The organism is Saccharopolyspora terrae, from assembly GCF_004348435.1.
Classification (GTDB): Bacteria; Actinomycetota; Actinomycetes; order Mycobacteriales; family Pseudonocardiaceae; genus Saccharopolyspora; species Saccharopolyspora endophytica.
In genome coordinates this window covers 170,251-184,053 of the sequence record NZ_SMKS01000001.1, presented here as the reverse complement: position 1 = coordinate 184,053, position 13,803 = coordinate 170,251, and the positions used below count along the sequence as shown (strand labels likewise).

Annotated in this window: 14 protein-coding genes; 8 read left to right on the top strand and 6 right to left on the bottom strand. The window is 68.7% G+C overall.

All coding sequences use genetic code 11. From position 1 onward, the window contains the following. Positions 1 to 8: 8 nt before the first annotated feature. Positions 9 to 1,163, bottom strand: coding sequence for a tRNA dihydrouridine synthase DusB (dusB, locus tag E1181_RS00990; RefSeq protein ID WP_132671927.1), 1,155 nt, complete (start codon positions 1,161 to 1,163; stop codon positions 9 to 11). A gap of 126 nt (positions 1,164 to 1,289) precedes the next feature. Continuing rightward, the gene (locus E1181_RS00985) at positions 1,290 to 1,916 is read right to left on the bottom strand and encodes a superoxide dismutase family protein (protein WP_132671926.1); all 627 of its coding nucleotides are present in this window, start codon (positions 1,914 to 1,916) and stop codon (positions 1,290 to 1,292) included. Between the two features lie 425 nt (positions 1,917 to 2,341). Here E1181_RS00985 and E1181_RS00980 point away from each other — a divergent pair, with 425 nt between their 5' ends. After that, positions 2,342 to 2,641, top strand: coding sequence for a hypothetical protein (locus E1181_RS00980; RefSeq protein ID WP_132671925.1), 300 nt, complete (start codon positions 2,342 to 2,344; stop codon positions 2,639 to 2,641). A gap of 225 nt (positions 2,642 to 2,866) precedes the next feature. Here E1181_RS00980 and E1181_RS00975 read toward each other — a convergent pair whose 3' ends face one another. Next, positions 2,867 to 3,238 (bottom strand): ArsC/Spx/MgsR family protein, encoded by a 372-nt coding sequence (locus E1181_RS00975; RefSeq protein ID WP_132672095.1) that lies wholly within the window; start codon positions 3,236 to 3,238, stop codon positions 2,867 to 2,869. Beyond that, positions 3,238 to 4,014, bottom strand: a complete 777-nt coding sequence (gene wzt / locus E1181_RS00970; RefSeq protein ID WP_132671924.1) for a galactan export ABC transporter ATP-binding subunit Wzt/RfbE — start codon at positions 4,012 to 4,014, stop codon at positions 3,238 to 3,240. Before wzt ends, E1181_RS00975 begins: the two co-directional genes overlap by 1 nt. 84 nt (positions 4,015 to 4,098) lie before the next feature. Between wzt and E1181_RS00965 the strand changes: the two genes are divergently transcribed. After that, on the top strand, positions 4,099 to 4,713 hold the full coding sequence (locus E1181_RS00965; RefSeq protein WP_235875593.1) for a TetR/AcrR family transcriptional regulator: 615 nt from the start codon (positions 4,099 to 4,101) through the stop codon (positions 4,711 to 4,713). A 4-nt stretch (positions 4,714 to 4,717) separates the two neighbouring features. On the opposite strand, the gene E1181_RS00960 is transcribed toward E1181_RS00965, so the two are convergent. Next, positions 4,718 to 5,584, bottom strand: coding sequence for an alpha/beta fold hydrolase (locus E1181_RS00960; protein ID WP_132671922.1), 867 nt, complete (start codon positions 5,582 to 5,584; stop codon positions 4,718 to 4,720). 126 nt (positions 5,585 to 5,710) lie between these two features. Between E1181_RS00960 and folP (E1181_RS00955) the strand changes: the two genes are divergently transcribed. From folP (E1181_RS00955) to E1181_RS00940, 4 genes are all read left to right on the top strand, one after another. After that, entirely contained in the window at positions 5,711 to 6,577 is an 867-nt protein-coding gene (folP, locus tag E1181_RS00955) for a dihydropteroate synthase (RefSeq protein ID WP_132671921.1), read from the top strand. Beyond that, a complete protein-coding gene (locus tag E1181_RS00950) occupies positions 6,577 to 7,323 on the top strand; it encodes a pyrimidine reductase family protein (protein WP_132671920.1) in 747 nt (248 codons plus the stop codon). The genes folP (E1181_RS00955) and E1181_RS00950 overlap by 1 nt, the downstream gene beginning before the upstream one ends. A gap of 152 nt (positions 7,324 to 7,475) precedes the next feature. Beyond that, positions 7,476 to 8,291 (top strand): dihydropteroate synthase, encoded by an 816-nt coding sequence (gene folP / locus E1181_RS00945; protein WP_132672094.1) that lies wholly within the window; start codon positions 7,476 to 7,478, stop codon positions 8,289 to 8,291. 78 nt (positions 8,292 to 8,369) lie between these two features. After that, positions 8,370 to 8,813, top strand: coding sequence for a GNAT family N-acetyltransferase (locus tag E1181_RS00940; RefSeq protein WP_207921952.1), 444 nt, complete (start codon positions 8,370 to 8,372; stop codon positions 8,811 to 8,813). Between the two features lie 1,057 nt (positions 8,814 to 9,870). Here E1181_RS00940 and E1181_RS31945 read toward each other — a convergent pair. Beyond that, on the bottom strand, positions 9,871 to 10,302 hold the full coding sequence (locus tag E1181_RS31945) for a hypothetical protein (RefSeq protein WP_235875583.1): 432 nt from the start codon (positions 10,300 to 10,302) through the stop codon (positions 9,871 to 9,873). 317 nt (positions 10,303 to 10,619) lie between these two features. Here E1181_RS31945 and E1181_RS00930 point away from each other — a divergent pair, with 317 nt between their 5' ends. Together E1181_RS00930 and E1181_RS00920 are read left to right on the top strand one after the other, a co-directional pair. After that, a complete protein-coding gene (locus E1181_RS00930) occupies positions 10,620 to 11,636 on the top strand; it encodes an LCP family protein (RefSeq protein ID WP_132671919.1) in 1,017 nt (338 codons plus the stop codon). A gap of 568 nt (positions 11,637 to 12,204) precedes the next feature. Next, the gene (locus tag E1181_RS00920) at positions 12,205 to 13,749 is read left to right on the top strand and encodes a serine/threonine-protein kinase (protein WP_132671917.1); all 1,545 of its coding nucleotides are present in this window, start codon (positions 12,205 to 12,207) and stop codon (positions 13,747 to 13,749) included. Positions 13,750 to 13,803 lie beyond the last annotated feature (54 nt).

The following is a 13,803-nucleotide window of genomic DNA, read 5'->3' as shown; positions in this document are numbered from 1 at the left end:
CGCACGGGTCAGCCGCCGCTGGAGTCGATCTCCGCGCCCGAGGGCACGGTGAGGTCGTCGGGATCGTCGAGCCAGCCCTCCGGCAGCACGACCTTGCCAGCCGATCCCTGACGTCCGCGCGGTCCTTCGGCGTCGACCGGGAACGGCACGTCCGGGTCGAGCTGGGCCAGCAGGTCGTCGAGCTGCGCGAGGCTGGAGACGAGCCCGAAACCGTGCCGCAGATCCGATCCCACGGGAAATCCCCGCAGGTACTGCGACATGTGCTTGCGCAGGTCCCGAAGCCCCTTCTCCTCGCCCATGTGGTCGGCGAGCAGCTCGGCGTGACGCCGCAGCACGCGCGAGACCTCGCCCAGGTTCGGGCCTTCCGGGACGGGCCGTCCGGTGAACGCGGCCTGCAGGTCGCGGAACAGCCACGGGCGCCCGAGGCAGCCGCGGCCGACGACCACGCCGTCGCAACCGGTTTCGGCCACCATCCGCAGCGCGTCGTCGGCGCTGAAGATGTCGCCGTTGCCCAGCACCGGGATGGAGGTGACGTGCTCCTTGAGGGTGCGGATCGCCGACCAGTCGGCGGTGCCGGAGTAGCGCTGCGAGGCGGTCCGGCCGTGCAGCGCGACGGCGGCGGCACCGTTGTCCTCGGCGAGGCGACCGGCGTCGAGGTAGGTGATGTGCTCGTCGTCGATGCCGATGCGGAACTTCACGGTGACCGGGATCCCGGCGGGCTCGGCGGCTTCGACCGCGGCGCGCACGATGTCGGCGAACAGCCGCCGCTTGTACGGCAGCGCCGATCCACCGCCCTTGCGGGTCACCTTCGGCACCGGGCAGCCGAAGTTCATGTCGACGTGATCGGCGAGGTCTTCCTCGACGATCATGCGCACGGCCTTGCCCATGGTCTCCGGGTCGACGCCGTAGAGCTGCATCGAGCGCGGGTGCTCGTCGGCGTCGAAGGTGATCATTTCCAGCGTCTTCGGGTGCCGCTCCACCAGCGCGCGGCTGGTGATCATCTCGCACACGTACAACCCGGCGCCGTACTCCCGGCACAGCCGCCGGAACGCGACGTTGGTGATCCCCGCCATGGGCGCGAGCACCACCGGCGGATCGACCTCGTGGGGCCCGATCCGCAGCGTCTTGGCGCCCGTCGCGGCGGGCAGGTCCAGAGCGGTCATCGCACCCATTGTCCCTGACGCCGAACCTCGATCACCCGTGACCTGCGTCGCGGTCGTTCCCGCAGCCGGAAGAGCGGGAAGGGCACCCGCCTGCCGGCGAGTGCCCTTCCCGGTGCTTCAGGCGGCTCAGAAGTCCGCGGAGATGCAGGCCAGGCGCCCGCCCGCGGAGCCGGCCTTGCCGGGCTCGGAGTGGGTGTGGGTCTCGTGGATGACGACCGACTGGGCGTCATCGCGGGTGGCCAGCGCCCAGGTGCCCTCGGCGGTGGCGGTGCCGTTGCCCTGGGCGTCGGTGTGGAAGTCCAGCCAGACCTCGTTCTGCGGGTTGGCGAAGGCCGGGTCGACCGACGGCTTCACCGGGTCGGCCTTCTCCTGGTAGTGCGAGCCGGCGTCCTCGCCGGTCGGGCCGCACGCCTTGACGTGCACGTGAGCACCGTAGGCACGGTTCGGCTGCAGGCCCTTGACCTCGACGGTCACCTTGCTCTTGCCGTCGGCGTTGGAGGAGGACACGTTGATCTGCCCACCCACCGGCACCTGGTCCGGCTTGTAGGTGATGGCCTTGGCGGCCGGCGAGAAGTTCTCGAACGTCCCGGAGGTCTGCTTGCCCGCAGCGGACTGCCCCTGGGCGGGAGCCTGCGGCGCGGGCTGGTGCTGCGCGTGCTCGGCCGATTCGCCACCGCCGCAGCCGGCGAGCAGTGCGCCGGCGGTGCACAGGCCCGCGATGGAACCGAACAGTCGCGTCCGCTGCTGAAGCATAGGTATCTGTCCTTCGTGGTTGCCGACGTGTCGGCGCCGTTTCTGCCCACATCAACCGTTTTGGCATGTTCAGGTTCACGCCTGCTCAGCGGCCGTGCGGGCAATCCCTCTCCTGGGGCTTTGATCCTATGTGCCCGAGGTTGCGGTCGGGCATCGGCCGGGCCACGCGGAATCACAACTTCCGGTTACAGGAAGGAGTAGTCCCAGTTCGGCACGATCAAGTCGCCTCCGGAGCGACTCTCGTCACGCTCGGCGGCAGGTGATCCACAGTGGACTGGACCTGATGCACCAGCGGGCTCCGGCCAACGCCCGCTGCGCTGCTCCGCACGACTCGTCGATGCGGCGGGCGTTGCGGATGAGGTGTGATGTGCCTAATGTGTTACTCGAAGTAACAGGTTCCCTCGGCGTCTCCGGAGGAGGTTGCGGTGCCGGTTCCCGAAGCGTTCTCGAAGCTGGTCGACAGCACGGTCGCGCAGACCGCGAAGTTCTACGAGCAGGTTCGCGAGGACGCCGCCGAGCACGTCGCGCGGTTCTCCGGGCGCGCCGCCAGCTGGGCGGATCAGGCCGGTGCTGCGACGGCGGAGTTCACCGAGGACGCCGCGACCAAGGCCGCGGCGGTGAGCAGGACCGCGGCGGACCGGGTCGCCCACGCCACCAGCGATCTCGCCGACAACGTCGGCGAGCGCATCATCCGCGTCGGCGAGCGCCTCAGCCGCCGCGACTGATCCGCCGAAAACCCTTGGTGGTCAGGGGCTGTTCAAGCATGCGGCGGAGCCGCATCCTCTTCCCCCACCCAAGGCACCGGCACCGCCGCGGGTTCGCCAGCGCCTTCGTGGCGAGTACGCCGGGACGCCGCGTATTCACGTGCTCAAGGAGCGGCGCACGGAGACCACGAAGGCGGCCAGGTTCCGCTACCCGCACCGCCGCGCAAAGCAATTCCTCAACAGCTCTCAGGCGTTCTTCTCGGCGTCGAGGACGCGGCTCACCGATTCCGGGTCGCGGCCGACGACGGTGGTGCCCTCGGACGCGGTGATGATCGGCCGCTGGATCAGCTTCGGGTTCTCGCTCATCAACCGCAGCCAGTCGTCGCGGTGCTCGGCGTCCTTCGGCAGCTCGCGGAGCCCGAGCTCCTTCGCCACGGCCTCACCGGTCCGCGCGATGTCCCACGGTTCCAGGCCGAGCCGCCCCAGCACGGCTTCGAGCTCGGCGACGGACGGAGGATCTTCGAGGTACCGCCGCACGGTGTACCCGGCCCCGGCGGCGTCGAGCTCGCCAACAGCGGAACGGCACTTCGAGCACTGCGGGTTCACCCAGATCTCCATCACGGCCCCACAGTACCGACGCCACCCGCCCACATCGCCCGATGCCCTTTGTAGGCAGCAAGAACGTCCCGAACATCCCCGACCTCGCGGATCGTGCCCTCGTCCATCCAGATCGCCGTGGTGCACAGCTCCAGCAGGAGTTCGTCGGAGTGCGAGGCGAACACCAGCATTCCCGAGCGCTCGACCAGATCCACCATGCGCTGGCGGGCTTTCGCGATGAACGCCGCGTCGACCGCGCCCAATCCCTCGTCGAGGATGAGGATCTCCGGGTCGATCGTGGTGACCACACCGAGCGCGAGCCGCACCCGCATGCCGGCGGAGTAGGTGCGCAGCGGCATGTGCAGGTAGTCGCCGAGTTCGGTGAACTCCGCGATGTCGTCGGCGCGTTCCCGCATCTGCGCGCGGGTCATGCCGAGGAACAGGCCGCGGATGACGATGTTCTCGTAGCCCGAGACCTCCGGGTCCATTCCGACGCCGAGGTCGAAGACCGGGGCGACCTTGCCCCGGATGCGGGCGGTGCCGCGGGTGGGTTCGTAGATGCCCGACAGCAGCCGCAGCAGCGTCGACTTGCCCGCTCCGTTGTGCCCGACGAGCGCCACGCGGTCGCCGTCGCGCAGCGACAGCGTGATGTCGCGCAGCGCCTCGATGATCGGCACCTTCGCCCCGGTGCCGATCTTGCCTCCGACCTTGCCGAAGACCTTCTTCTTCAATGAGCGCGTTTTGGCGTCGAAGATCGGGAAGTCGACGTAGGCGTCGCGCACCTCGATGTTCACCACTGTCCGGCCTCGCTCTCGCCTATGCGAATAGAAATTATCATTCGCATATGGAGGGGTTCGGGGGCGGGCGGTAGCGTCGTGGAGATGACCGCCCCGCACTTCCGGCCGCCGCAGCAGGCCCGCAGCCGAGAGTCCCTGCAGAAGCTGCTGACCTCGGCCGAGCACGTCCTCAGCACCGGCGGCATCGACGACTTCACCGTCGCGGCGGTCGCCGAGCACGCGGGCGTGTCGGTGGGTGCGATCTACCGCCGATTCAGCGGCAAGGAACAGCTGCTCGAAGCTGTGAAGGACCAGCTCCTCGAACAGCTGGAATCCGCTGTGGCCGAGGCGCTCCGGTCAGCGAACCCTGGTCTGCGCGGCGTGGTCGAAGCCTTCACCGGCGCGATGGCGAGCGCCTTCTCGGGACACACCCGCGCCTTCCCCGAACTGCTCAGCGCGCAGTCGGCGGACGGCGCCGAGCGCGGCTTGCGGGCGCTCGACACGGTCCAACGCGCGCTCGTCGACGCCGTCGAGCCGCACCTGGACGACATCGCTCGGCCCGAACCTCGCGCAGCCGTGCGGTTCACCGCCCGCACCATCATCGGCGCCTGCGTTCACCGAGCCGCCAGCTGCCACGCTTGGCCGGACGACCTGACCTGGCCGACCTGGGCCGACCGGACCGTGGACATGGCGGTGGCCCACCTGACCTCGCGCGGTTGACGTCTCAGGTGCGGGACCAGAGGTTCTGGATTGCGGTGTTGACGTTTTCGGGTTCTTGGACGTGGGGGTAGAAGCCGGGAACCGTCAGGAGATCTGCGCCGATGCGGTCGGCGAGGACCTGGGCGGCGATGGTGAGCGGTTCGCCCGCGAGCCGGCGGTAGGCGTCCGGAGCGCCTGCCCAGTCGCCGACGATGACCAGCGACGGCCAGGGCGCGTCAGCGATCGGGCCGAGGTCGACCGCCGCGTCCCAGCAGGGCCTTTCGCCCATGCTGGTGCGGGCGGCGCGAAGACGTTCCGGTGTCGCGGGCGGGGTCGGCATGCCGACGCTCTCGGTGGCCAGCCGGAGGTACTGCTCGGCGGTCATGTCCGGCGGCAGCGAGCCGGTGGCCGCGCGGTTGCGGGCGAGGCAGTCCGCGATCACCGGGTGGTCCTCGGCGACGCGCAGCGATCCCGGCTGGATGAGGCACAGCGACCGGACGAGGTCGGGGCGCCGGGAAGCGGCCAGCAGCGCCGCCACGCCTCCGTAGGAGTGCCCCACCAGGTGCGCGCCGTCTCCGAGCGCGTCGACGACGTCGGCGGCATCGACCTCGTAGTCGGTCCGGTGCGGCCCCTCCAGATCCGGGCTGCCGCCGTGGCCGCGCCGATCGAGCAGCACGATCCGGCGATGCGCGGCGAGCGCCCGCTGATGCCCGAACCCGTACCGGTCGTCGTCGCCCCAGGCGAGCACCCCGTGGACGAACACCGCCGGCGGCTCCGCGGCCCCGGGCTCGGCCAGGACGGTCGCGCTCAGCTCCACCACGACGTCGATCGAAGCACGCCCGCGCTCGGCCGGGGGCGGTTGTGGCCCGAACCGTCCGGGCAGAACCGACATCGATCGACCAGAACCGCCCGATGCCAACGGCCGCGGAGGCGGTGGGTGAGCGGACCGCGGAACGGTCGCGGTTCGGTAGGCTCGGCGAGAAGCGGTACGCGCGAGTTTTCCCAGTTAGGGGGCTGGATGCCTGAGTTGGCCTTCCGAGGTCGAGCGGTGGTCAGCGATCGAGCTCTGATCATGGCGATCGTCAACCGCACGCCGGATTCGTTCTACGACCACGGCGCCACCTTCGAGGAAGGCCGGGCACGGGCAGCCATCGCAGACGCCGTCGCCGAAGGCGCCGACGTCCTGGACATCGGCGGCATCCCGGCGAGCCCCGGGCCGGAGGTGACGGTCGAGGAGGAGATCCGCCGCGTGCTCCCGACCCTGGAGTGGTCTCGCGCGGAGTTCCCCGACCTGATCATCAGCATCGACACCTACCGGCACGAGGTCGCCGACCGCGTGTGCCAGGCCGGTGCCGACCTGCTCAACGACACGTGGCAGGGCTACGACCCGCAGATGCTCGACGTGGCCGCCCAGTACGGCGCCGGATACGTCTGCTCCCACACCGGCGGACTCGAACCGCGCACCGATCCGTCGCGCCCGCACTACGACGACGTCGTCGCGGACGTCATCGACCAGACGACGAAGCTGGCGGAGAAGGCGGTTTCGCTCGGCGTTCCCCGCGAAGGCCTGCTGATCGACCCCGCGATCGACTTCGGCAAGAACACCTACCAGTCGCTGGAGATCCTCCGCCGGTTGCCGGAGCTGATCGACACGGGATGGCCGGTGCTGATGGCGATGAGCAACAAGAACGTCGTGGGCGAAACGCTCGACGTGGAGCTCGGCGACCGGGTGACCGGCACGCTCGCCGCGACCGCGCTCGCCGCGCAGGCCGGAGCGGTCATGTTCCGCGCGCACCAGGTTCGGCAGACCCGGCACACCCTGGAAATGGTCGCGAGCATCGCCGGTGGGCGCGAGCCCTCGAACGTCGTGAGGTATCTGGACTGATGTACCGGTTGTGGCCGCCGGACGAGGCGGGGAACGTCGATCGCGCGGAGCTCGAACGCCTCTACGGCTATCCCGAGGGCGAGTCCAAGTGGGTGGCGGTGAACTTCGTGTCGAGCGTGGACGGTGCCGTCGAGGTCGCCGGACGCTCCGGCGGGCTGACGAACGCGGCCGACCGCGAGGTGTACCCGCTGGGGAGCAAGTTGGCCGACGTCATCCTGGTCGGGTCGAACACCGCGGTCATCGAGGAGTTCCGCGGCATCGAACCCGACGAGGACCAGGCCGAGCTCCGCGAGCGCCACGGTCTGGCGCCGATCCCCCGCATCGCGGTCGTCACGTCCGGCCGAACCCTCCCGCCGGACGCGCCGGTGATCACCGACGTCCAGGTCCCGACGATCGTGATCACCAGCGGCTCAGCGCCTCGCGAGCTGCGGGAGCAGTGGGAAGCGGCCGGTGCGGAGGTCGTGCTGGCCGGTGAGACCGAGGTCGACTTCGCCGCGGCGACAGCGGCCCTGGAACAGCGGGGACTCCGGCGGATCCACTGCGACGGCGGGCCGCGGCTCTTCGGCTCGCTGCTCGAAGCGGGTGCCGTCGACGAGCTGCGCCTGACGATCTCGCCGCTGCTGGTGTCCGGGACGGCGGACCGGATCGCCAAGGGAGCCGGCATCGACCCCGCCCGGCTCAGCCTCGCCTCGGTGCTCGCGCAGGACGACACCTTGCTGGTCCGCTACCTGGTCTCGAACAGCTGAGCGCTCCTCGCGGCGCGGCCGTTCTGGCAAACTGCCGGTATCGGGCTCCCCCAGGCCCTCGCAGGAAGGAACGGGAATTGCGAGATCTTGGATCCAGTGCGGTCGACCTGGTGTTCCGCGGTCGCCGAGTCGTTCGGGACCGGGCGTTGGTGATGGCGATCGTCAACCGCACGCCGGATTCGTTCTACGACCGAGGCTCCACCTTCGAGGAGGACGCGGCCAAGGCCGCCGTCGAGCGCGCGGTCGCAGAGGGCGCCGACGTGATCGACATCGGTGGCGTGACCGCGAGCCCCGGCGACGAGGTCGACACCGAGGAGGAGATCCGGCGGGTGCTCCCGACGGTGGAATGGACCCACCAGAACCACCCGGACGTGCTGATCAGCGTCGACACCTGGCGGCACGAGGTGGCCGACGCGGTCTGCCGCGCGGGCGCGGACATCATCAACGACGCCTGGGGCGCAGCCGACCCGCAGATCCTCGACGTGGCGGCTGATCACGGCGCCGGGTACCTGTGCACCCACGCCAACCGCGACCCCCGCGCCGAGCCGGTCCGCTCGGACTACGACGACGTCGTCTCCACGGTCGTCGAGGAGACCACGCGCTTGGCCGCGCTCGCCGAGTCCAAGGGCGTGCCCCGCGAAGGCATCCTCATCGACGGCACCGGCTACGGGAAGAACACGGTGGACCACCTGGAATTGGTGGCGCGCGTCGAGGAGATCGTCGCCGCGGGGTGGCCGGTGCTGATGGCGCTGTCGAACAAGACCTTCGTCCGCGAAAGCCTCGACCTGGACGCCGCGGACAAGGACGAGCTCCTCACCGGAACCCTGGCGGCCACCGCGGTAGCCGCCCACGCCGGAGCCATCATGTTCCGCTCCCACCAGGTCCTCCCCACCCGGCGAACCCTGGAGATGGTGGCCTGCATCCGAGGCATGCGCCCCCCGATCAGAGAACAGCAGTGGATCTCCTGACCAGCCAGACCGCGGCCTGCGACCGGAGAAGTCGAAAATCGTTTGATCGGAGCAGGAGGCCTGCTTAGCGTGCGCGAGGTGGGAACGAAACCAGTCATCCGGCGCTACCAGGCCTCCGACGAAGACGTGGTGGTCGATCTGTGGTCGCGCGCCTCGAAGTCGGCACACCCGTTCATCGACGGCGAGGGCGAGGGGGAACGGGCGCGCAAGCTCCGGGAGATCTACCTCCGCGAGGCTGAGAACTGGGTCGCGGAGGACGGCGGAGGCGTCATCGCCCTGCTGGGCCTCCTCGGGAACGAGGTCGGCGGCTTGTTCGTCGACCCCCGGGTGCAGGGGCGAGGCGTGGGTCGAGCGCTGGTGGAGCACGCTGCGGCGCTGCGCGGCGAGCTGCGGCTCGAAGTGTTCGAAGCCAACACCAGCGCTCGGGGTTTCTACGAGCTCATGGGATTCGAAGAGCGGGGAAAGCGCCTGGACGAGGAGACCGGTCACCCGTTGATCGCCTTGGTCCGTCCGCAACGGTGACCGCAGCACCCGGTGCCGAACCGGTCAGGCGACCGCCAACGGGCGCCGTCCGCCTCCGGCGCGTCGTTCTCACCGGCGGAGCGGCTCAGCGGAACCATCGGGTCGTGGCAGCCGATCTCGCTTGAAGGCGATCGTGAAAGCAAAGAACCCCAGGCCGTGTGACCTGGGGTTTTGGTGGGCCGCCAGGGGATCGAACCCTGAACCCGCGGATTGTCGATCCATGGTGGACAGTGCTTGCCGTTGCCTGACAAGACCTTTGGTTAGCTGCATGGATGGGAATTCTGAAGTTCGCCTTGCCTATCGTCGTTTGCCGTCGTCTGCGGCTGATTCTTGGCAATTAACTGGCGACTTCTGCCGTCCTCTAGCGTGGTTTGACGGCGCTCGCAGGTACGAGCTGAGTCACGACTAACGCAGGCTTGCCGGATCGGTTGGTCAGCTCGAAGGTGGCGAGTGCCCACCAGTCGCCTACGCACGTCTGATGCCAAGCCAGCAGGACCCCAGGGGCGGTGGCGGATACGTCGATGCCGCCCGCTCGTACGCGGAGCTGGGTGTTGCAATAGCCGATGCCGCGTTGTGGCGGTAGGGCCTGCGTCAGGCGGACCCAGATGGGTTGCGGGGTGTCCGGCCGTCGCCGTGTGCCCTGCCAGCCATCGCCACCCTCGTTCGCCACCTGGTGTCCGCTCCGACGTGAAGTTTGGTCGGGTCGGTCAGAGAGGTGCAGCGACCGACCCGGTGCCGAGCCTTCTGGATCTTCCCCATCCTCCAGCCCGACAACTTAAGGATGGAACACACGTGCGAATGATCGCCAGTCTGACTCCGCCAGCCCGGTGCGAAGCCACCCGTTCGGGCGGCGGACAGAGGCAGCTGCGCTCCAGGGCGGGGCCGAGGCAATGGCGCATCACAGGCCCCCGAAAGCAACGAAGGCGGACCGGCGGTGCATTGACCACCAGTCCGCCCACGCGGAGAGCTCAGTTCCAGAATGATTCTGGCAAGCGGAAGCCGAGAAAAGTGGAAATCGTCCTGCCACTTTAGTCGTAGGTTTCCGGTCTGTCAGGCGTCAGCGGCGGAGGGCCTTGATAACGAGCTTGCCGCCGACGGCCCAGACGAGGGCGGCGAGGGCGTAGTTGAGGACAACGCCGAGGAGTTCGTCGTCGGGAGTGAAGACGTCGCCGAGGCCGAGTACGAAGACCTGCGCCATCGTGTAAATGAACGAGACGAATCCGTTTCCTTGATTGGCGTCGAAGACCACGAACAACACGTGCAGCGTGAAGATCGCGATGACCACGCCCACGACGACGCGGACGATGTGGGCGATGGTCTCGCTGCTGTCGTCTCGACGCCGACCGTGCGGCGGCTCGTCGTAGTATCCGCCCTGGTGAGGCGGCTGCTGTGGGTACGGGCCCGGCGGCTGCTGCTGATACGGGCCCGGCTGCTGCGGGTGCGGGTAGCCCTGCTGGGGCGGCGGACCGTAGCGCGGGTCGTAGTTCATGGTTGCGGATTGTGTCCGCCTTGACCCGGTTGAAACAACCCGGCCCTCATTCGGGTGACGCGAGAGAAGGTTCACCAGGTCTTGCAATTAACCTGAATCTGCGTCGCTTTGCCGCCGTACCCAGCTGAAATATCGAATTGTCTCATGCAACTAAATTGCCGCTTGCGCGGATGGTTATCGATGCGTGATGACTCTGTGTTCGGAACGTAGGTCACCCATGTGGGCTAGGCCCTACTTTCGTCGGTGTCGCTCTGCGATGCTTCGCGCCGTGCCGTCGGGGGGCGGGTACGTGTCCGGCGATTGTTTCGGAAGGCGATATGACCTACGCACAGCGACAGCGTCCCTACGGGCCGCCGCAGCACTACCGCCCGCGCCGTCGTCCGGGCCGCAGGATTCTGGCGGTCTTCTTGCTGGTCTTGGTGGGGTTCCTGGTCTACGTGGACTTCTCGCTCAAGCGCGAGGACGCCATCCCGACCGATGGTGAACGGCCGGCCGATGGGCCGGGGACGAACTGGCTGCTGGTGGGCTCGGACTCGCGCGAGGGCCTGGACCCCGAGCGGCAGGCCGAGCTCGGCACCGGCGACACCGCGGGTCGCCGCACCGACACGATGATGCTGGTGCACGTGCCGGCCGCCGGTGGCAAGCCGACGATGGTCAGCCTGCCGCGCGACTCCTACGTGTCGATCCCGGGGCAGGGCAAGGACAAGCTCAACTCCGCCTTCGCCTACGGCGGGTCGCAGTTGCTGGTCAAGACGATCGAGGCGAACACCGGGCTGCGCGTCGACCACTACGCCGAGGTCGGCCTCGGCGGGTTCGCGGACATGACCGACGCGGTCGGCGGCGTGGACCTGTGCGTGAAGGAGCCGATGCAGGACCCCAAGGCCAACCTGGACCTCCAGCCGGGCTGCCAGACGCTGACCGGTCCGCAGGCGCTGGGCTACGTGCGCACCCGCGCCACCGCTCGCGGCGATCTCGACCGCGTGGAGCGGCAGCGCGAGTTCCTCAGCGCGCTGTCGGAGAAGGCGTCCAGCCCGGAGGTGTTCCTCAACCCGCTGCGGCTGTTCCCGCTGATCCTCAACACCTCCAGCACGTTCCTGGTCAACCGCGACGACCACGTGTGGCACCTGGGCGGTCTGGCCTTCGCCATGAACGGCATCGCCTCCGGCGACGGCATCACCACGACCGTGCCCTTCGGCGGCTTCGGCGAGACCGACGGGGGTGGGTCGGTGGTCAAGTGGGACAAGCAGAAGTCCCAAACCCTCTTCGAGGCCCTGGCCTCTGACAGCCCGGTCCCGCCGGAGGTCATCACCACCGCCGAGTCCATGGGCGGCTGAGCGAAGGGGGCCGCGGTATGCGGGAAACGCGACTGGGCGGCATCGGCGACGACGTGGAGGAGGCGTTGCGCAGTTACGAGTCCGCGTTGCAAGCCGACTCTGCTGGACGCCATGCCCACCCGGATGAACGCCCCTCGCATCTGGAGGAGCTGCGGATACAGGTGATCGCCCGAGCTGAGGCGCTGCCAAGTATCTGCTGGCCCCGGCCCAGATGCGAGCACTGCCAGGGGCAGCGCGAGGTCTCCGCAGTGCAGGTGCTCACGGAAGCCGGGCAAGCGCCGGAGTTCGTCACCCGCAAGCGGCTCTGTCCGCAGTGCAGGGGCACGGGTCTGACCATCGCTCCTGGCCTCCAGCTCCCGTACGAACCACCTGAGAGCGCGAGTGAGGTCGGTCATTAGGGAGCATCTTCACTAATCCGACCGGGCTACGTAGGATCGGCCGGGCCGACGCCCGCTCGCGGATGGCGGTCACACCCATCTCAGCGCGGGCGTCGGCACCAGCCTTCATGCCCCCCGAAACCCGCTGCCACAGGCGCGGTTCGGGCACAGTCAAGCACGAAGGACAACGAGTGAGCGAGATCGGCACGCTGCTGGCCAGCCGGTACCGTCTGGAACGGCAGCTGGGCAGCGGCGGCATGGGCGTCGTGTGGCTGGCCACCGATGAACTGTTGCAGCGCCCCGTCGCCGTCAAGCAGCTCCACGCCACGCACGGCATGGAACCACGAGCTGCCGACGAGGCACGGCAACGCGCCATGCGCGAAGGACGGCTGGCCGCCCGCTTGCAGCACACCAACGCCATCGCCGTGCATGACGTCACCGAGCACGACGGACTTCCCGTGTTGGTCATGGAATACCTGCCTTCACGCAGCCTCGCCGATGTCCTGGCCGAACAGCACCGCATGGCCCCGGAAACCGTCGCGGTCATCGGCTCCCAAGCCGTCCAGGCCCTGGCCGCAGCCCACCAGGCCGGCATCGTGCACCGCGACATCAAGCCCGGCAACGTGCTGCTCGGCGACGATGGCACCGTCAAGATCGCCGACTTCGGGATTTCGCACGCCGCCGACGACATCGCAGTGACCAAAACCGGAATCCTCTCCGGCACCCCGGCCTACCTCGCACCCGAGATCGCTCGAGGCAAGGACCCCAGCCCGGCATCGGACATCTACGCGCTCGGGGCCACCCTCTACGCCGCCGTGGAAGGTCTCCCGCCTTCCGGCGAGGACACCGAGAACTCCCTGGTGCTGCTGCACCGCGTGGCCGCCGGTGCGATCCGACCGGCCGAAAACGCCGGAACATTGGGCCCCGTGCTCGACCGCATGCTCGACACCAACCCGAACCAACGCCCTACACCGGAGCAACTGCATGCAGCACTGCACGCCGTGGCCTCCGGCCACTCCCTGCCCGCCGAGCTCACTGCTCCCCTGGAAGACCGCACCCAGGTCATCAGCAGAATCTCCGAGCACACCACAGCCGTCGTGCCACCCACCGGCGGCCACCACGGCACACGCCTGGACAACACCCCGGTCGCCGAATGGAACCAGCACACCAGCCCGCAGTACAACACCCGCCCAAGCCGCCGTCCGCGGCTGATCGCCGGACTCGTAGCCGTCGCGATCCTGCTGGTCATCCTGGCGATGACACAGCTGCCCTCCGAGGCCCCGGAGCCTGCGGCCGGTACGAGCACGGCCTCACCCGCCGAACTCGAACGCGTCGTATCCGACTACTACGCCCTGCTGCCCCAGCACCCCGGCAACGCCTGGCCCCGCCTCGGTCCACAGCTGCAGGCGCAAGGGCAGCAGAACTACGACGCGGCATGGGCTCAGATCGCCGACGTCACCGTCTTCTCACCTCCGGCCACCACTGGCGACAACACCGTGCACGTCGGCATCGAGCTGACCAAACCCGACGGAACCCGCGTCAAGGAATTTCACCAACTCGGACTGCTGGTCGAAGACGGTGCACCTCTGATCAACACTGACACCGTCCTGCATGCCGAAACCATCACGCCGCCACCACCTCCACCCCCACCTGCGCCCACGAAAACCAAGGAACAGGAAGGCAAAGGCGAAGACGATAAGAAGGGCGAGGAAGACAAGAAGGGCGAAGACAGCTGACGAAGTGAACTGGTTTCACGGCACGTCGTCTGTGGCATCGGTCGCGCGTTCGTC